Raw genomic sequence first — 17,198 nt, forward strand, 5'->3', positions numbered from 1 at the left:
ATCCGGTGATGGAGGGCCTGACTGAAGGTGTCCACCGATCCCGCGGTATGAGCTGACGTATCGGTCAGAAGTCGCTCGAGTAGTCCTGGCTGGTCCAGCGGTCGGGGTGGATGGTGAACAGGACGGATCGGTCGCCGTCCATCTGATCGGCGAACGCGCGTCCGCCTTCGGGACCGAGATAGCGGACGGCGATCGCTTCCCGCGCCTCATGAGGGGACGGGGTCTCGGCGTCGACGACGGTGCCTTCGACGACGACGTATTCGATGGGCACGAGGATCTGCTCTTGTGAGCATGGGGCGAACCGATTGCTCTACCCCGTGGTTTCGTGGCCGTGATGCGTCGAGCGGGTGTTGGTTGTTCGGCTCCGCCTCATAGCGAACAGTGCCGCCGCTGCCTGCTCGGCGAGCTCAGGCGCGTGGTCGGGGATCGGCCGGCCGACACTCAGATATCGCTTGATCATGGCGTAGGGCAGGTCGACCACCGCGAGGAGGGCTCGGTCGGCCGCGTCGGGGGCGGTATCGTCGCTGTTCTCTATCAGGGCACTCAGCGCCTCGTGTAGCGCAGTGTCGGCTCGCGCGATGTCTGTGCGAGCCTGCTCGCTCCAGTTCTGCTCATCCAGTTCTCTTGCTCCCGTGAGCAGTACGCGCGCTTCGCTGGGATTGCGCCGCGCCCATTCGAGGCTCGCACGGGCGCTGCGGCGGATCGCTTCCTGCGGTTCTCCGAGACTCAGCGCGGCGAACAGTTCGTCGTGGAAGCTCTGTATCGCACGTGACCACAGCGCGGCCAGTAATGCGGGGCGATCCGGGAAGCGGTGATACACCGATCCGCTCGGTGCGCCGGCGGCTCTGGCCACACCCGACATGGTGACAGCAGCCGGCCCGCCTCCGGCCAAGAGCTCGGCGGCGGCGTCCAGGAGCCGATCGGCGTTGTACCTCGGTAACCTTCCCATGTATTAGAGGATAGACTCCAATAATTTTTTAGAGTAAAGTCTCCAAAATAGAGTTGGCCGGAAGCCGACTGCCCGGACGGGACCAGGAGCCGAATCATGGCCGTTGTCAACCTGCACCTACGTCATCTGCCGGTACCGGAGAGCGCGGTGGGTGCGCTGGTGGACACCCTCGCCGGCGAGGATGACGCACTGTGGCCCGTGCCCCGCTGGCCGGCGATGCGGTTCGATCGCTCGCTCGGCGTAGGCGCGGTGGGCGGGCACGGACCGATCCGGTACACAGTGGAGCACTACGTGCCCGGCCGCTGGGTGCGCTTCCGATTCACCGGGCCCCGCGGCTTCGACGGATTCCACGAATTCACCGTCCATCCCACTCCCGACGGGACCGATCTGGTTCACCTGCTCGCCATGAACGCTCGCGGCCGGGCCCGGCTGACATGGCCCCTGGCCTACCGATGGATGCACGACGGCCTCTTGGAAGATTGCCTGGATCGCGCGGAACACGCCCTCACCGGCTCCGTTTCCCACCCCGCCCGGTGGACCCGACGTGTCCGCCTGCTGCGCTGGGTCATCGAACGCGCCAAGGCCCGAACGTCCTCTACAAGAGAGTCGGCCGGCGGAGCCCGACGTGGTGTGCATTCGTCGTGTTCGCCGTTGGCTGAACCCGAAGAACTCACGCTATTTCGATGAACTGCCTCATCTGCGACGGCTCGGCCAAGATATCCTCCATGGCTGTGATACACGCCTTCAGATGCGGTGTTTCGAAATGGGCCATCAGGGCCGCTCGGTCGACCCATTCCTCGAGCAGCACTGCCCGAGTCGAGTCGGTTGGGTGGAAGAAGAGTTCGTAGCCGACGCATCCCGGCTCGGCGAGGGTCGGCTCGATCATCGCCAGCAAGACCTCACGCATATCTTCCCCGCGGCCGGGCTTCGCAGTGAAGCGGACATCGAGTACCAGCGTGGACATCGAGACCGATTCCCTCCCAGGTGAAGTAGATGCCGTATTCGCATAGCGGGCCCGGCCACCCTACACATGGTCGGCGCCAGCCCGAGAGACTGGAACGCTCGAGCTCGGGCGGCGGCCGCAGTACGTTCTACGACCTGGCCGGGTCCCGAGTCGGATTGCACCTCACGCTACGTCAGGGTTTAGCGTCGGGCCGGTGACGATCACTGTTCTCGACTCCTACTCGGCTATGAAGCAAATCCTGCAGGCACCGGTGGCCGATCGGAAAGGCATGCTGCGGGCGATGCTCGAACCGACGACCGGGATGTACCGGTATTTCCCGGGAGAGGTCGACCTGGTGGCGTTCCACCGGCAGTCGGCCGGGTTCCCGCTCGACCGCGACGAACAGCGCTGCCTCGACGCCCTCGAAACGCTCGCGGCGGCCGATGCCTGGAAGCGCATGCAGCGGGCGGTCGACGACGCGGCAGCCGTATTGCTCGCCGCGACACCGGGATTCCGAGCGCCGGACATCACCGTGCTCCTTGCGCTCGGCGACCCGGGCGACACCAATTTCATGGGCCCGAGTCTGGGCGTCACCGGCTTCGGCGGTATCTCCGGCTACATCACGATCACCTTGTGGCCCGACCCGGAGAACCTGGAGCGTCTGGAGTGCACCGCGGTGCACGAACTCCACCACAACCTGCGCTACAGCCCCGGCGGTGTGGTGTGGGATCCGATGACGGTCACCGTCGGTGAACATGTGGTGGGTGAGGGTCTGGCCGACGCTTTCGCTCGTGAACTCTATGGTGACGACCTGGGCTACGCCCGCCTCGGCGTGCCGACCTTGCACGACGACGAGTCGTTCACGAAAGTTGTCTCCGGACTGAATATCACCGGTATGCAGAACTTCGCGGCCTGGGTGCACGGCGACACCATCGCCGAGCATCTGGGCGTGACCCCGGTCGGATTGCCGACGGGAGCGGGGTATTCCGCCGGCAACAGGTTGGTCGACGCCTACCTCGCGGCGACGGGTAAGTCCGCGGCCGAGGCTCTGCACGCCGACAGCGCGGAAGTAATCGCCACCGCGCTCGCGGCGAACCGGTAGGTGCCGTCCCACCGCCGTCGTCCGGATCGCGCGAACTTGCGCAAGGATTGCGCGCGGCGGATGGCGGTGTCCATCGGTCAGCCACACCTCATCTCGGTTCAAGTGGTTCAAGAGGTTCGTGTCGTGCGAGGTGAACAGGAGCTGGGCTCCGTGCGGGTTGGACTTTCGTAGCTTGAAGAGTTTGACGAGCTGTGCGGTGAGTGTGGGGTGCAGGCCGGCGTCGAGCTCGTCGAAGAGGATGAGGGTGCCGTCCTGTAGGGCGTTGAGCACCGGTCCGATCAGCTCGAACCAGGCCCGGGTGCCGGCCGACTCGTGGCGGTAGTCGAACGGCAGTCGTTCGGTGTCGGCGAGGTGGACGAGCTGCGGGGTCCGGCGGATGATGGGCTCGCCGCGTCCGGATTCGATCCGTGTTTCCTCGATCTGTACGTCGGTCACTCCGAGATCGGCGAGCCGCAGCAGGGCCATGGCCTGTCGGCGAGTTTGATTGCCATTCCGGCTCGTCGAGGGCGGTGTCGTCCTCGAGTACGTCGAACTCGTCCTCCCGGGGGACATCGAAGAGTCGAAGAGTCGGCCGTCCCGTGCCGACCGAGCGACGCCGATCCTGGTCCAACGGCTGTCCCAATATCGTGCAGCGAACGACGGCTCGGGCGAACCCTGCTCCAGCTCCAGCGCGAACGATGAATCGCGGGTCTTCGCGTCGCCGAAAGCGAATGGTTCGACGGGGATCTCCTCGTCCCAAACGCGCAATGAGGTCCTGACGGCCTCACGAAGCCAGGCCAGTGCCGCCAGCACGTTCGATTTTCCCGAGGCGTTGGGGCCGAAGATGCCCGCAACCGGCACGATGGAGGCGCCGAACGGTGTGCTCGCGCGGTTCGGCCGGTGTCCGCGGGAACTATCCGATCTTTCGGCGTAGCGCGCCGGTGGCGAAATCGATCAAGGGTCGCTGTTCCACCAGTCGCGCGACCGACGAACCGAGCTGTCCGGTACTGGTGTCGGCCGGTTGTGCTGCCGCGAACTCGTCGAGAATGTCGGCGAAGTGGGTGTCGTCGTAATCCAGGTCCGAGAATTGCACCCACTGCCGTTGTCCATCGCGGATGAGCGGAGCGCCTTGGGTTATCACGGTCCCCACACCGTTGCGAACCTCCGCGAGGTGCAGGCTTGTGCAGTTGTCGGTGCCGATCAGCAGCACCCGTGCGTGACGGTCGTACAAGCGCGCCAGTGGCGATTCCTCGCCGAGCGACATGCTCAGCTCGTGGCTGTCAACGATCGCCGCCGCGTCTGCACCCCATGCGGCGAACGAGACGTGGGGATGGTGACTCCGCTGAACATTCGGCCAGGTGCGAAATGTCTCGGCAACCGCCCCCATCCACTCGCTGGGGGTTCGTTCGGGGTCGAAGGCCGGCAAACTGGCCCGCACCTCCGGTACCCATTCCGGGGGCACCGGAGGGTTCTGCCACCTCGCGGGATCGGTCAGGCCCGACGTATGAGTAGGGACAACGAGTGTGCCCGAGGGGGTGAGTGTGTCCTGTAGTGCCTGGATGACGGCGACGGCTCCACCTGACACCCACCCCAGCGACTTCAGGCTCGCGTGTACCAGGACGAGGTCGCCGCTACGCAGCCCCAGTGTTCTCATGTCCTCCGCAAGGGAGGTCCGCGTGTGGGGGCGGGTTTGGCCGGCTGGTGCTTGTGGTGGCCGCGATGCTGACACTGTGGAATCGCTGTGGACCATGGCCGGAAATTATCAGGGCCACCAGATCGTCACCGGGGCAGGTGTCGCAGAAAAGCAGCTCAGAGGTTGAAACTCGAGCTAGTCGTCGGGAAAGTCACGGCGGTTTCGCTTGGTGATGCCGCGCCGCTTCTTCGCGGCGATGCGACGTTCCTTCGCGCCGCGCGAGGGCTTGGTGGCGCGGCGAACGGGCGGCGGGGCGGCAGCGGCGTCACGCAGTAACGAGGCCAGGTGTTCGCGGGCGGCCACGCGGTTCTGCAACTGTGCGCGGTGCTCCGAAGCGGCGATCGTGAGCACCCCGTCGACCAGGCGGCCGGCCAGGCGATCGAGCATCCGGGTGCGTAGCCCCTCCGGCACGGAGGGTGAGTTGACGAGGTCGAACGACAGCCCTACCCGGCTGTCGGTGGTGTTGACGTGCTGCCCGCCCGGGCCGGACGAGCGTGAGAACCGCTCGCGTAACTCGGATGCGGGTATCACCAGCGTCCGAGTCACGGTCAGGTCTTCTGCCATGATCCGACGCCGTCTTTCCGGTTCGCGAGTCCACTATCTCGAGTGGCTGAATGGTGACTTTGTCGTTCACGATAGCGACGACCTTGTCTATGGGTAACAGGCAGCACGCGGTCGTCGTGTTCTCACCGATGTCGCCGACGCCGGACTTGCCTGCCTCGCGAAGCCGCGAGGGCGTGATCGGTTGGTCCGGGATCGACAACAGTTGCGCCGCTTTCCGGTGTGGAGTTCAGCCTCCGAGGATCTGCGCGACTGGTTGTTGCGGGTCGTATGTGGCCCACCCCGGGTCTCCGGTTTCGGCGAATGCGACCCAGGCGGCGTGCATCCGAGTCGCGAGACCGACCGGGGCGTGGCCCGGACCGAGCAGGCCGGTGTCTCCGTGCAGCCATGGCTTGTCGACGATGTCGAACACGAAGGGCAGTTCGACGGTGTGGGCGGCGCCGAGTCGCCCGTCGAGGGCTGTCGAGCGGTATCCGAACGAGTAGAGGTGTGTGCGGCCACCCGAGATTCGCGCGTGCGCCTGCGCCATACGCGCCGTGCCTCCCCCGAACAGAGTGTTCCCGAGAACTGAAGAGCGCAGCTCGCCCGGTGTCGCACCCGGTCGTGCCGCGTGGAGCGCGGCAACTGCGATCTCCGGGTCCGCGTACACGCGGGCGGCGACGGCGAGTAGGTCGGCCTCGGTAGAGGACTCGAGGTTGCCCGCCGGTACGAGGTAGAGGTGCCCCTCCTCGGTGTTGGTGCCTATCAAGAGGTCGACGTCGGCGGCCGGGCCGGCGGCGAGACTGTCGGCGGGCTGGACCGGGAGTACCAGGCTGAACGGGCTCAGACCGGCCAGCGGATCCGTAACGTTGTCGGTGCGCAGGTCCAGGCCGGTCAGCGTCGGCAGAATCGCCAGGAAACGCTCGTCCGTGATCGCAGCGAATGCCTCGACGGTCGGTTCGACACCCAGCGCCGCAGCCGCCGCGGCGGTAACCCGGAGCGCCTGCTCGGGAGTGAAAGCGCCAGTGCCGCTTCCACTTTGCATGATCGCCCGCCGGAAAAGGCCGTTGGCCTCCGGTGTCGCGAGCAGCGCGCCGATAATCGTGGCGCCTGCGGACTGGCCGAAGATCGTGACGTTGTCCGGGTCGCCGCCGAATGCGGCGACCATATCGCGCACCCAGACGAGTGCGGCGAGCACGTCGAGTAGCCCGCGGTTGGCCGGAGCGCCTTCCATGTCGAGGAAACCGGGGACCCCGAGGCGGTAGTTCACCGTCACCAGGACGACGCCGTCGCGGGCGAAGGCGCTGCCGTCGTAGAGCGCGGCGCGGGTCGAACCGGTGACGAACCCGCCGCCGTGCACGAACACCATGACGGGGCGTTTGCGGGCGTCGGCAGCGGGCGTGCGAATGTCGACGGTCAGGTACTCCTCGCCGCGCACCCAGCCCGGCCCGAAGTAGGGAGTCATATCGAGTCGCCCGAAGTCGCGGGTCGGCTGCGGGGCGGTCGGCGACGGCTGCGTACCGTCACGGACACCGGACCAACCCGGGTGCGGCGCGGGTGGTGCGAAACGTCCGAGACCGGTCGGGGCCGCCGCGTAAGGGATGGCGCGGTAGAGCTCGCCGGATCCGTCACGGAGGCCCTTCACAGCGCCCATCGGGGTTTCGACAACCGGCATTATGTACTGGGACAAGGGAAACCTTCCTTTCAGGGATCAGGACATGCGGGCGAAACCCGCCCAGCCCTTGATCGCGAACCTCGACCCGCTGCGCTCGATTTCCACCGCGCCGTGGCCGCCGAAATGGGCGGGGAAGACAAGCGCGTTGGTTTCGGCGGCGGACCCGAGCAGCTTGTGCCGGGTAGCCCGGGACTCGGCCGGATCCTCACAGAAGCAGGAGTTGGTCTCCGGCTCCACGATCTGCAGCGTGGTGTGCACCAGGTCCCCGACGAACAAGGCCCGATCGCCGCCGGACTGCAAGGTGAGCACAGACGAGCCGGGCGTGTGACCGGGAGCCGGGTCGAGCCGCAGGTTCTTGTCGATCCGGTACGACCCGTCCCACAGGTGGGCCAGCCCCGCCTGATGGACCGGCACGACGCTGTCCTCGAAAACGTTCTGGTTGCCGCGGCCGAACACGCTTTCGTATCCGTTGGCCGGGTCCCAGAACTCGAAGTCCCGCCGGGGCATCAGGTATGTGGCGTTCGGGAAGGTCGGCACCCAGGTTCGACCGTCGAGCCGGGTGTTCCAGCCGACATGGTCGATGTGCAGGTGGGTGTTGACCACGATGTCGACATCCGCGGGCCGCACACCGGCCGCCGCGAGATTGTCGAGATAATTCGTGTCCAGGCGGCTCCACACCGGCGCATAGGGCCGATCCTTGTGGTTGCCCACACCTGTATCGATGAGGATCGTGCGCCCCTCGCTGTGCAGCAGCCAGGACTGAACCGCGGAGTGACACTCATCGGTATCCGGGTTCCAGAAGTCCGGCGCCAGCTTGTCGCGGTGTTCGTCCCACGAGCCGTCGGGGCTGTCCGGGAAGAACCGGTCCGGGGTCATCTCGACCGACCCGTAGTACTCCTTGATGCGGGTGACGGTGACGTCACCCAGCGTGATCTGGTCCAGCACTTGATCCATGAGAGCGAGTCTGTCCGCGCGGCCGGGCACGAACCACACCCGCTTTGTCCTACCACGCGCAGGGTGTGGCTGCGGTCGGACTGTGCCCGGATACTGGAGAAATGAACGGACCCGGCCCCCTCGGCGACTTCCTCCGAGCCCGACGAGCGCGGCTGCGACCGGAGGATGTCGGCCTACGCGAAACCGGACCCCGCAGGCGGGTGCGCGGGCTGCGCCGCGAAGAACTGGCCCAGCTGGCAGGGGTGAGCGTCTCGTATTACACACGTCTGGAACAAGGAACCTCACGCGGGGCCTCGGCCGAGGTACTCGACGCGGTCGCCCGCGCGCTACTGCTCGACGACCACGAGCGCGAACACCTCGACCGGCTCGCCGGCGCCACCCGCCACCCGCCCCGGGTGCGCCGTCCACGGCCCGAGAAGCTCGTCGACGAGACGCGTGACCTCCTCCGCGCCGTCGACGGTGTCCCGGCGCTGGTACTCGGCCGACGCGCGGACGTGCCGGCATGGAACACACTCGGGCACGCCCTACTGGCCGCGCACCTGGACTTCCGCAGCCCGGATGATCCTGCGCGGCGGACGAATATGAGCCGGATGGTGTTTCTCGACCCGCACTGCCGCGAGCTGTACGCGGACTGGAAACGCAAGGCCCCGCGCGGTAGTCGGCAACCTGCGCATCGCTGTCGGCAAGCACCCGGACGACCCGCTGCTCGCGGAGCTGATCGGCGAGTTGACAATGAAAGGTCCGGAGTTCGTGACGCTTTGGCGCGACCACCGCGTAACCCCTTGCGACGCCGCGTCCTACGAACTCCGCCACCCCGCCGTCGGCCCGGTGACCGTGACACAGCAGACCCTCTCGATCGCCCGTGTCCCCGACCAGGTGCTGATCGTGTGCACAACCCCGGCCGGGTCCCCCGGCGAGCAAGGTCTCGCACTACTCCAACATGCAAGCGGCCTCCACATGCCTACCCGCGCGTTGTCGGCGCTTGCGTGAAGCTACCTCGCCGCCCTGCCCGTGGTACCAAGCGCGCCATCGCCCCCGCGGACCTGACCGAAGAGCGAGCGGACAGCACGGTGTCACTCTCGAGTACTACTGAGAAGTCTCCCACGGAGTGATGTGGCGCGGCTCGGCCCGTTCGTAGTCTCGCCGTACCGCACATCGGCGAGAGGACTTTCAATGGCCATCCCCACCAAGCGGAAAACGCCGATGCAGCGGATCCGGCTGCCGGTTCTGCTCGTCGGGACGGTCGTGTTGCTGATCGCCGCCCGGGGGCTGGACACGCTCGTTTCGGGTGTGCCTGTGCTGCGTTTCTCCCTCGGGATCGGCGCGGCCGCCGGGGCGATCTTCGCCTACACGTGGCTTTCCCGCCGTGTCGAGAACCGGGTGGAGGTCACGGAACTGGCCGCCGCGGGGCGGTGGAGCGGGCTCGGGCACGGCGCACTCGTCGGCGCCGGGGCTTTCCTCGCGACGATGCTGCTCGCGGTCCTGTTCACCGACGCCGACGTCACCAGTGGCTCGTTCGGGGCCTGCCTGGGCGTGGCCGGCTCGACGGCCTCAGTGGCGGTCACCGAGGAGCTGCTGTTCCGTGGCGTGGTGCACCGCATCCTGGAGGAACGGACCGGCAGCATCGTCGCGATCGCGGTCTCGTCACTGATCTTCGGTCTGACACACTTGGTCAACAGCAACGCCACGCTATGGGGCACCCTGGCCATCGCGGTCGAAGGCGGCGCGCTGCTGGCCATTGCCTACACCGCCACGCGGTCGCTGTGGCTGCCGATCGGCCTGCATTTCGCCTGGAACTTCACCGAGTCCGGCGTGTTCGGCGCTGCGGTATCCGGAGCTGAGGGCGAACCCGGCCTGCTGCGCACCGTCCTTTCCGGACCGGAGGTGCTCACCGGTGGGACGTTCGGTCCGGAAGCGAGTCTCTTCGCGCTGCTGTGCTGCCTGGTCCCGGCGGTGTGGCTCCTCCGCAGTGCGAAGCTCGTCACCCGGCGGTGACCAGCTGGCGGCACTGGCGCCCGCGTTGCGGCTGCGGCAGGTGATGTAGTGCCGTTGCACCTCACGGAACAGCCCGACCGGAGCTTCGGTCACCGCGCACACCCGGGTATCCAGTTCCGCTACGCTCGAGCGGGCTCAGGTGGTCGGGTGCCGGCAGGATCACAAGGTCGGCTCGGGCGCTGCGTACCTGGTCGACCACTCGGAGCACCGACCGTTCGCTGGGCCACACGAGGCGGTACCCGGGGTGGCGGGCGAGGCGGTGTATCTGGGCGCGATCCCATTCGGGCGCAGGGCTGAGGTCATAGTCGATCCAGCCGAACGCGATCGAGTGATTCATGGTGTCGCCTGGTTGGGCTGCGCGCAGCTACGGATCGGGAGGTCGGACCGAACGGGGTCTGTTGGGTGGGTGTCGTGTACTGCGAGCAGCCCTGCAGCCCATCGAACCGGGGGCGGCGCGTCGGTCAGCCGATGTGTCGCCCTTGCGGTCTGCGACTCGACGAAGAGGATCCCGAGTTCACGACGGAGGACGGGACACGGCGTTCGCACTGTCGGAGATCATGGTGGTGCGCGAGCACACCGGCCGAGGTCATGCGCGGGCCCTGCACGACGAGCTGTTGGGCGGTCGGCGGGAGCACCGGGCGACTTTGCTGGTGGATCCGACGAACGAGCACGCTTACACCCGGTATCGGAGATGGGTTGGTCCCTGTAGGCATGAGCAGGCGATGCTAGGCAATGGAAATTCGGTGGTGAACCGCAACCTCTCTGCCATTGCACCGCGGCCTTCTACTGGGTGACTTCCGCATCGAGATCGACGTGTGGGCCGGCCGATGTTAAGGTGTACACCGGTCGGCCGCGGCATTAGATGTGCCGTCCGGTACCTCGGAGGTTCACTGTGCTCAGTGAGAGTGTATTTCTGCTCCGGCGGGCCGCGGCCAGGATAGGCCGGGTCATCCATGGTGTGGCAACCTATCATGTCGACGGCCTCGACCGACTCAGTGGCCGTCGCAGCGGGCTGTTGAGATATACATTCCATGTTGAATCCTTGGATTCTGAAGCCGCCCTGCAGATGAAGAGAAACAACCGAACGATCGCGGGATACGACGAGAACGTAGAAGCGTATCTCAAACAGACAACTTCGTCGATAAATATGGGCGACGGAGGGCACGGAACTTGGCTCGGGGTGTATGTCGACGCGCTGCAGATCATATCCCGGCAAACCGGGAGGGTTCCCAGGGTGCTCGATCTGGCCAGTGGTCCACGACCACGTGACGGCCGCGTATACCGAGACCTCGGTTTCGATGTGACGCTGAGTGACGGGTCCTCGCAATGTGTCGAGAGGTTGCGAGAAGCTGGTTTCAATGCCGAGAAAATCAATATGATCACCGATGATTTCGGCGGTCCCTGGGATGGAATATCGATAAATGGGGGCGTACCTCATTTATCTCCCGAAGATCTTGAGAAAGTAATCCGGAAGGCCGCCGGTTCACTATCCGACGGCGGTATTCTCGCTTACAATTACAAGATTGTCCTCGACGAGTCGGATTCCGGTCATCGGGTGGTTTACAATAAAGGGGCGGATAAGGATTACTACTTGAGATACCAGGACATGCTCGACCCCTGGGAGCTCCGTTACGGTCTGTTCCCGGTGCCGTCGCCTACGTTTTTTGACAGTGGCGGTACCCATCTGTGGTCTTCGAAAGTATTGATCAAAGATTCGACTCTGATCGAGCAAGGCAGGATCTAATAGATGACATATTTACGTAGAAATGGCAGGCGCGGTGGCTCATCTTGTAGTTCGGGGCTTGAATATTGCCGTCGCGTAGGGCTCGCCGCCGAATCTTTCCGGTCTGTATTTTCGGCAGGTCCGCGATAATCTTGACGGCTCGGGCCGCTTATAGGGCGTGAGTCGGTCTCGTGCGAATGAGATCAGTTCATCCGCCCCAGCCCTGCTCATCGCCGATCGCGCTGTCGCCGGTCCGGAGGCGACCCCCGGGCGGGGTTGCCTCGGATTCGTGCGGTTCCGCCAATATTTACCGATCACTTGTGCCCCTACTCCGGTGAGCAGTACGGGGCGTGACACCGGTCCCCGTACTGAGAGGACGGAAACCGGGGTCTACCTGCGCAGAGGGGCAGGCGGGGTAGGCCGGATCATCGGCGAGCACGGTTTCTGGCTTGCTCCGACCGAGATACCCGAAAGGGAGCATTACACCGGCCGATACGACATTATGGTCGCAGACCTGACTACTCGGGTCACACACTTGTTTTGGACTGATGAGGGATCCGCGTGCATACGTTGAAGATATTGACCCGCACCGTGCTCGGCAGCGTCATTGCCGTGCTGCTCGTTGTCGGATCAGGGGGCGTCGCGGCGGCCGCGCCCGCCCCGGCGCCCGCGCCGGTCGCGCCGGCGCAAGCACCCGATGTTCCGGGGCCCGGGGCGGTGGCGCCCATCGCGGCGTGCATGGCGCCCGGCGACTCCATCGAACTCCGGGCCGGCCTGGGCGCCGCGCTCGGAACCGCGATCGGCGCGATCACGGGTCTGCCCCTCTTCTTTATCGGGGCCATCCCGTTCGGGATCATCGGCGGCGTGGTCGGCGCCATGGTCGGCTCGACCACCTACGCGCAGGACGCCTGGCGGGCTCCGAAGGGCTGCTGATCGGACGGGGCCGCGGGGTCAGCCCTTTACCGGGTAGGTGGCGTCGAGCCATTCGGTGAACGAAGGTCCGCCGCTTCGGGCGTGCGGCCGACCACCAACCCCGCGGCCCTCCAGCAGCGCCCGATATACACCGACTACGGTCGCGGCGCCGACGATCTCGCCGCGGTCGATCATCCGCATCGCTTCGTCGAGCGGTTGGTAGGTGCGTTCGATCCAGCTCACGATCGCGATCCGTAACTGCTCGCGAGTGTCACACTGCCGACGGTCCAAGACGTTGCGTTGCAAGGGTTGGCGAGCAAGTTTCAGTACCCGGCAGGTGACCGCCACGGGGATCCCGTCGGCGGCGAGCTCCTTCAACCACTTGGTCAACGTCATCGGATGAACCCCGAAATGGCTGCGACCTGCTCCGAAGTCACCCCGTCTTCACGATTGCGGGCGACCCGGACCACATCGTCACGGAACTCCTGGGGGTAGGGCTCGGGCACAACGACATCCTTCCAGGCCCACCTTTCGGCAAGCCAGATCGATGTCGCCTATCCGTGCAGCAGCCCCGCTCTCGAGTTATCAGCTGCTTTCAGGTGCCCCGGTGATGGCGGGTGACATCGGGGTGCATGACCGAGAAGATGCGTCGGCGCGCTGCTGTCGAGTCGGCGACCGTCACTCGACCACCAGCCGGTCGGCGAGGTCGGTCGGGTGTCCGGGGGCAGCGGGACGCTTTCGAGTAGCCACCGCAGCGTAGGCATGTCCTGCGGGGCGACGGGCACTGCGTGGTCGACGAGCGCGCTGACGAGATCGACGGAGGCGAGCGAGAGCTCACCTACGATCACCGTCGTGCGCAGCGAATCCGTCTTCCCCGGAGGGAGTGCGGGCGTGTACTTCCGCATCTGCTCCACCAACGTGGAGCGATAATCGTGCTGCACTCTGTCCCTCGTTCCCTGCGGGCGGGACTGCCCCACCTGGTGGTATCGAATTCGCGAACACACGCATCCTCCCTGAAGAGGCGGTTCGGTTTCGTCGGCGCTCGGCGGCGATGCTGCGCCGCGATCGCACATGCCGTCTCCGGCCGTGGCCGCATCGCTGTCATGGTGAGCCGTACCGGGGGGCTCCGGCGGTCGGCCGGTGCCCGAGAGCCGGGGTGACTGCTGTGCGGTCCGCCTGCGGACTCAGTTGCCGACGACGGCCCCGAGCCACCCCACGATGGGCCGCAGGGTCTCCCACGACGTGCGGACCTCCGTGGCGGCGCGCGGTGTTCTCAGCCAGCCCGGGGTGCCGAACTCCCGGCTGACCACGAGCGATTTGTGCCGCAGCAGGTCGATGCGCGGGTGGTCGAGTGGATAGCCCTTGGGGCGGGTTTTCAGCTTGCTGCCACCGAGGACGTAGCCCGCCTGGACGAGCTTGTCCAGGATCTTCTCGAACTCGGCGCCGCGCACGTCGTCATCCAGGGTGGCGCGCAGGCGGGACAGCTGTTCCGGTGAGGCCGCGTAGAGGCCACCGGCGACGAACAGCCCGGGTGCGCCGATCTGGACGTACCAGCCGACCCCTGGCGCAGTGTGCGCGACGGCGCCCTGATGGGTCTTGTACGGTGATTTGTCCTTGGAGAACCGTACGTCGCGGTAGGGACGGAAGATCTTGACCGGGCCGAAGTCCGGCTCGAGATCGGAGCTCAGCGCGGTCATCGGCCGTTTCACGGCGTCCTCGTAGATGTGCTTGTTGGCGGTCCAGAACGTCTTCGAGTTATCGGCCTCGAGATCCTCGTAGAAGTCCGGCCCCGCGATCGGGAATCCCGCGAACTCGCTCATACCGTCGAATCTATCGCCCGCCGTAGGAGTGGGACGACGGGGAGTCGACCGAACGATCCTCGGATACGTCGTGAATCTTCCGAGGCGGTCCGCGCCATGAAGTCGAGCAGCTCGGGGCTCCTCTGGCCGACGCCGTCATCGTGATTCGACGACTACTGACTGAAGCCTGGACTACTCGACGTGGTCCGCCTCGCCGGTATCACGCGATGCAACGGCTCAGGTTGCCGCCTCAGAGGCGGTTTCGTCGGCCGTCCCCGTGCGAATCGACCCCGCTGCGGACGAGACGGCCTGCCCCATCGCCTTCGCCGACGGCACGATGCGCCTCGGCGATGTCCGCCTGTCAATATGCAGATCAGGCCGAGGCACCGGATACCGATCGAACAGGCCGACTACAACAGGCAAACCGGGCAGTGAATCCCCAGACCGCCGATGGGATCCCGAAGGTCGATATCGCCTCCTCGGCCGTGCCGAAGGGCTCCGCGCCTCGCATCGATGTACCACCATTCACGGATCAGCCCTTGGACGGTGAACTGATATTCTCCGAGCAACCGACCCGGCAGGAACGCAACCCGAGGCTGGTGCTCAGTGAGCTGATCAACGCCAAGGCCGACGCGAAGTCACGAGGCACGCTCGTGATGGTGGAAGCACCGATCGTCCCGGTCCTCTACTTCGAGTGGACCGAAAAGCATGCGGCACCGGCTGTCGCAAGCTACCCGGCAGCCGGAGATGGTCCGGAGGTGTTCCGAATCGAGGCAACGGTGCCGTCCGAGGACGGCACCGCGATCGCCGTGGTGGAGTTCTCGACCGCCCCCGCCTGCCCCGTCGCCCGCACACTCGACCTCGTCGGAGACCACGATCAGCAGGCCCGGCCTCGGCTCACAGTTTGCCCTCGACCAGCGCAATGCGGTGATCGCCCAGACGCCGGCCGAACTCGGCAAGAAAGTCCGGCCGGAACGGAGGCCAGTTCCAGAACCTGAAACCCAGGTGCCCGAGTGCGAAGTAATCATCGGCCCAGATCCAGTCGGCCGGTTCCACCCGCTGTGCGCACGACGGACACGTCACAGCGACATCGTCCCGGCCTTCCTCCCAGGCGTGAATGCCCGTGCCGAACAGCTCCCAGACCTCAGGGATGAGTTCATAGCAGTCATCGACCATCCGGGTTGTGGAGTCGCAACGTGGGCAGCTGACCGCTATCGGATCACCCTGTCCTGCATCGAACACGGAGCGTTCGGCGACGATCGCCAAACCGTTGGTCCAGAGGTCCCGAAAAGACGAATCCCCCGCTGTCGAAGCAACCACCGTCGCAACAGCCGGACCAGGACGGTGACCGGATTCCGCGCCCAGCACGCAGTCATCCCGCTCGGCCACCACTACACCGGTACTGATCAACCAGTCGAGTACGTTCGCTGCCAGCGCCTGCGCGTTCTGCGCCGACACGTCTTTGTCGACGATCGTCTGAAACCAGTCACCCACAGTGCTCCTCCCGCAGTAAGCCGAACTCCAACGGAGACATCATCACCGCGTACCCGACCTCGACAGCACACCGTTGTGTCGGATGATGCTGCCCGACCGGCAATCAACGTGCGTGCGTGTGCCACTATGTCACTCGCAGTCGCCGGGGGCGGCAGGGAGCCTGCCACCCCCTCGGACACACCAGAAGGACCTCGGTGTCACCATCTCACCCCGCAGACGTGACCACCCTGCATCGTCCCGGCGCACTCGATGGCGCACTGCCTGCGGCGTTCGAAGCGCTGTATCCGAAGGTCGTCGACGAGAACGAACCCGATCGTTTCTTCTGCGTGTTGTATCGTCCGTCAACGGAATCGGTCGACGTATGCGGGAGTATCTTGGTCAGCACCCGGGACGCTCCGGTCGGTGAACGTGAAGTCGCCGGGGAAGCCGATCTGTATCCGGAGCCGTCCTTCCACTACGAGCCGGCTCCCGAGGATCGCCGCAGCAGTTACGGTGAGCATGCGTTCATCACGACGACGACGGATGGTCTCGTCAAGTGGGCCTTGACCGCGGACACCCTGTACGTCGCGATTCAGTACCGGCCGGGTGAGGTAAGTCCGGATGAACTGTGGCGGCTCGTTGCCGAGGTCCACGCGCGGGCCCAGAAGGCCGGATAAGTCTTCGAAAGGCTGAGGCCGTCGATGGCCAGCGCTGGGAGATGCCTCGGTAGCACTGTCTCGACGTCGGCAATACTCAGTACCGCGTCGAGCTGCTTCTGTCTCGACGGTGTAATGATCGCGCCACATCCGGATGGCCGCTTCGATTTCCTGATTCGCGCGGGACGCTCGGCCAAAGGTGGTGGATGCTATTCCAGTACTGCGGTAAAGGCCGCGAGTGCTCGCTCGTCGAACAGCACGAACCGCACGTATCCGACGGCCGTTTCGGCGGCACGCACCGTCTCGACGGCAATTCGGGCACCATCATCCATCGGCCAGCCGAAGATGCCGGTGGAGATCGCGGGAAAGGCCACGGTCTCGGCGCCCAGTTCGGCTGCCACGCGCAGGGATTCGCTGTAGCAGGAGGCGAGCAACGCCGAGCGGTCCTCGGTGGCCGACCATACCGGGCCCACGGTGTGGATCACCCAGCGCGCGGGCAGTCGTCCTGCGGTCGTCGCCACCGCCTGTCCGGTCGGCAGCCCCTTGCCGAGGTGCGCGGCGCGCAGGTCTCGGCACTCCGACAGGATCTCGGGTCCGCCCTTGCGGTGAATGGCGCCGTCGACGCCACCGCCACCGAGCAGCGAGGAATTCGCGGCGTTGACCACCGCGTCGACCTGCTGTTCGGTGATGTCCCCGCGCACTGCCTCCATTCGCGTCATCGGTCCATTGTGCTGGCATGACCGATCGCGACGCCATCGGATATACGTACCGATCACCGAGCCGAAGTGACGTCGAAATTCGCCGT

17 protein-coding genes and 3 pseudogenes are annotated in these 17,198 nt (G+C 65.7%); 8 read left to right on the forward strand and 12 right to left on the reverse strand.

Annotated elements, in window-relative coordinates; all coding sequences use genetic code 11:
• Nucleotides 1-64: 64 nt before the first annotated feature.
• A complete protein-coding gene (locus IEY68_RS13145) occupies nucleotides 65-271 on the reverse strand; it encodes a pyridoxamine 5'-phosphate oxidase family protein (protein ID WP_058853912.1) in 207 nt (68 codons plus the stop codon).
• A gap of 39 nt (nucleotides 272-310) precedes the next feature.
• A complete protein-coding gene (locus tag IEY68_RS13150; RefSeq protein ID WP_082681197.1) occupies nucleotides 311-949 on the reverse strand; it encodes a TetR/AcrR family transcriptional regulator in 639 nt (212 codons plus the stop codon).
• Between the two features lie 96 nt (nucleotides 950-1,045).
• Between IEY68_RS13150 and IEY68_RS13155 the strand changes: the two genes are divergently transcribed.
• On the forward strand, nucleotides 1,046-1,636 hold the full coding sequence (locus IEY68_RS13155) for a hypothetical protein (RefSeq protein WP_063916493.1): 591 nt from the start codon (nucleotides 1,046-1,048) through the stop codon (nucleotides 1,634-1,636).
• Here the strand turns inward: IEY68_RS13155 and IEY68_RS13160 are convergent.
• Nucleotides 1,620-1,913: a putative quinol monooxygenase gene (locus IEY68_RS13160; protein ID WP_058853910.1), complete on the reverse strand. Its 294-nt coding sequence runs from the start codon at nucleotides 1,911-1,913 to the stop codon at nucleotides 1,620-1,622. The two genes, IEY68_RS13155 and IEY68_RS13160, sit on opposite strands and share 17 nt — an antisense overlap.
• A 193-nt stretch (nucleotides 1,914-2,106) precedes the next feature.
• Between IEY68_RS13160 and IEY68_RS13165 the strand changes: the two genes are divergently transcribed.
• The gene (locus IEY68_RS13165) at nucleotides 2,107-2,994 is read left to right on the forward strand and encodes a DUF2268 domain-containing putative Zn-dependent protease (protein WP_058853909.1); all 888 of its coding nucleotides are present in this window, start codon (nucleotides 2,107-2,109) and stop codon (nucleotides 2,992-2,994) included.
• A gap of 117 nt (nucleotides 2,995-3,111) precedes the next feature.
• On the opposite strand, the pseudogene IEY68_RS37085 reads toward IEY68_RS13165, so the two are convergent.
• The 5 genes and pseudogenes from IEY68_RS37085 to IEY68_RS13195 all read right to left on the reverse strand — a co-directional run.
• Nucleotides 3,112-3,834, reverse strand: a pseudogene (locus tag IEY68_RS37085) (AAA family ATPase); the annotation flags it as partial.
• 52 nt (nucleotides 3,835-3,886) lie between these two features.
• Nucleotides 3,887-4,627 carry an AAC(3) family N-acetyltransferase gene (locus tag IEY68_RS13180; protein WP_199804884.1) on the reverse strand — a complete coding sequence of 247 codons (741 nt, stop codon included), beginning with the start codon at nucleotides 4,625-4,627 and terminating at the stop codon, nucleotides 3,887-3,889.
• A 174-nt stretch (nucleotides 4,628-4,801) separates the two neighbouring features.
• Entirely contained in the window at nucleotides 4,802-5,230 is a 429-nt protein-coding gene (arfB, locus tag IEY68_RS13185; RefSeq protein WP_058853907.1) for an alternative ribosome rescue aminoacyl-tRNA hydrolase ArfB, read from the reverse strand.
• 226 nt (nucleotides 5,231-5,456) lie between these two features.
• A complete protein-coding gene (locus IEY68_RS13190; protein ID WP_189094242.1) occupies nucleotides 5,457-6,881 on the reverse strand; it encodes a carboxylesterase/lipase family protein in 1,425 nt (474 codons plus the stop codon).
• Nucleotides 6,882-6,917: 36 nt separating this feature from the next.
• Nucleotides 6,918-7,835, reverse strand: a complete 918-nt coding sequence (locus tag IEY68_RS13195; protein WP_058853967.1) for an MBL fold metallo-hydrolase — start codon at nucleotides 7,833-7,835, stop codon at nucleotides 6,918-6,920.
• A gap of 101 nt (nucleotides 7,836-7,936) precedes the next feature.
• On the opposite strand from IEY68_RS13195, the pseudogene IEY68_RS37330 reads away from it, so the two are divergent.
• From IEY68_RS37330 to IEY68_RS13215, 5 genes and pseudogenes are all read left to right on the forward strand, one after another.
• A pseudogene (locus tag IEY68_RS37330) lies at nucleotides 7,937-8,368 on the forward strand (helix-turn-helix domain-containing protein); the annotation flags it as partial.
• A 121-nt stretch (nucleotides 8,369-8,489) separates the two neighbouring features.
• A pseudogene (locus IEY68_RS37335) lies at nucleotides 8,490-8,825 on the forward strand (MmyB family transcriptional regulator); the annotation flags it as partial.
• A 183-nt stretch (nucleotides 8,826-9,008) separates the two neighbouring features.
• Complete coding sequence (locus IEY68_RS13205; protein ID WP_058853905.1) at nucleotides 9,009-9,830, forward strand: CPBP family intramembrane glutamic endopeptidase; 822 nt, start codon at nucleotides 9,009-9,011, stop codon at nucleotides 9,828-9,830.
• Nucleotides 9,831-10,722: 892 nt separating this feature from the next.
• The gene (locus tag IEY68_RS13210; protein WP_058853903.1) at nucleotides 10,723-11,574 is read left to right on the forward strand and encodes a class I SAM-dependent methyltransferase; all 852 of its coding nucleotides are present in this window, start codon (nucleotides 10,723-10,725) and stop codon (nucleotides 11,572-11,574) included.
• A gap of 540 nt (nucleotides 11,575-12,114) precedes the next feature.
• On the forward strand, nucleotides 12,115-12,486 hold the full coding sequence (locus tag IEY68_RS13215; protein WP_063001103.1) for a hypothetical protein: 372 nt from the start codon (nucleotides 12,115-12,117) through the stop codon (nucleotides 12,484-12,486).
• Between the two features lie 18 nt (nucleotides 12,487-12,504).
• On the opposite strand, the gene IEY68_RS36165 is transcribed toward IEY68_RS13215, so the two are convergent.
• The 3 genes from IEY68_RS36165 to IEY68_RS13230 all read right to left on the reverse strand — a co-directional run bounded on the left by IEY68_RS36165 (nucleotide 12,505) and on the right by IEY68_RS13230 (nucleotide 15,758).
• Nucleotides 12,505-12,861: an NUDIX hydrolase gene (locus tag IEY68_RS36165; protein ID WP_058856923.1), complete on the reverse strand. Its 357-nt coding sequence runs from the start codon at nucleotides 12,859-12,861 to the stop codon at nucleotides 12,505-12,507.
• 788 nt (nucleotides 12,862-13,649) lie between these two features.
• Nucleotides 13,650-14,285 carry a DUF2461 domain-containing protein gene (locus IEY68_RS13225; RefSeq protein WP_058856922.1) on the reverse strand — a complete coding sequence of 212 codons (636 nt, stop codon included), beginning with the start codon at nucleotides 14,283-14,285 and terminating at the stop codon, nucleotides 13,650-13,652.
• An 876-nt stretch (nucleotides 14,286-15,161) separates the two neighbouring features.
• Nucleotides 15,162-15,758: a hypothetical protein gene (locus IEY68_RS13230; protein ID WP_058856921.1), complete on the reverse strand. Its 597-nt coding sequence runs from the start codon at nucleotides 15,756-15,758 to the stop codon at nucleotides 15,162-15,164.
• Nucleotides 15,759-15,976: 218 nt separating this feature from the next.
• Between IEY68_RS13230 and IEY68_RS13235 the strand changes: the two genes are divergently transcribed.
• Nucleotides 15,977-16,414 carry a hypothetical protein gene (locus tag IEY68_RS13235; RefSeq protein WP_058856920.1) on the forward strand — a complete coding sequence of 146 codons (438 nt, stop codon included), beginning with the start codon at nucleotides 15,977-15,979 and terminating at the stop codon, nucleotides 16,412-16,414.
• Between the two features lie 188 nt (nucleotides 16,415-16,602).
• Here IEY68_RS13235 and IEY68_RS13240 read toward each other — a convergent pair whose 3' ends face one another.
• Nucleotides 16,603-17,112, reverse strand: a complete 510-nt coding sequence (locus IEY68_RS13240; protein ID WP_058856919.1) for an O-acetyl-ADP-ribose deacetylase — start codon at nucleotides 17,110-17,112, stop codon at nucleotides 16,603-16,605.
• Nucleotides 17,113-17,198: the final 86 nt, after the last annotated feature.

It is taken from the genome of Nocardia jinanensis (assembly GCF_014645735.1).
GTDB lineage: Bacteria > Actinomycetota > Actinomycetes > Mycobacteriales > Mycobacteriaceae > Nocardia > Nocardia jinanensis.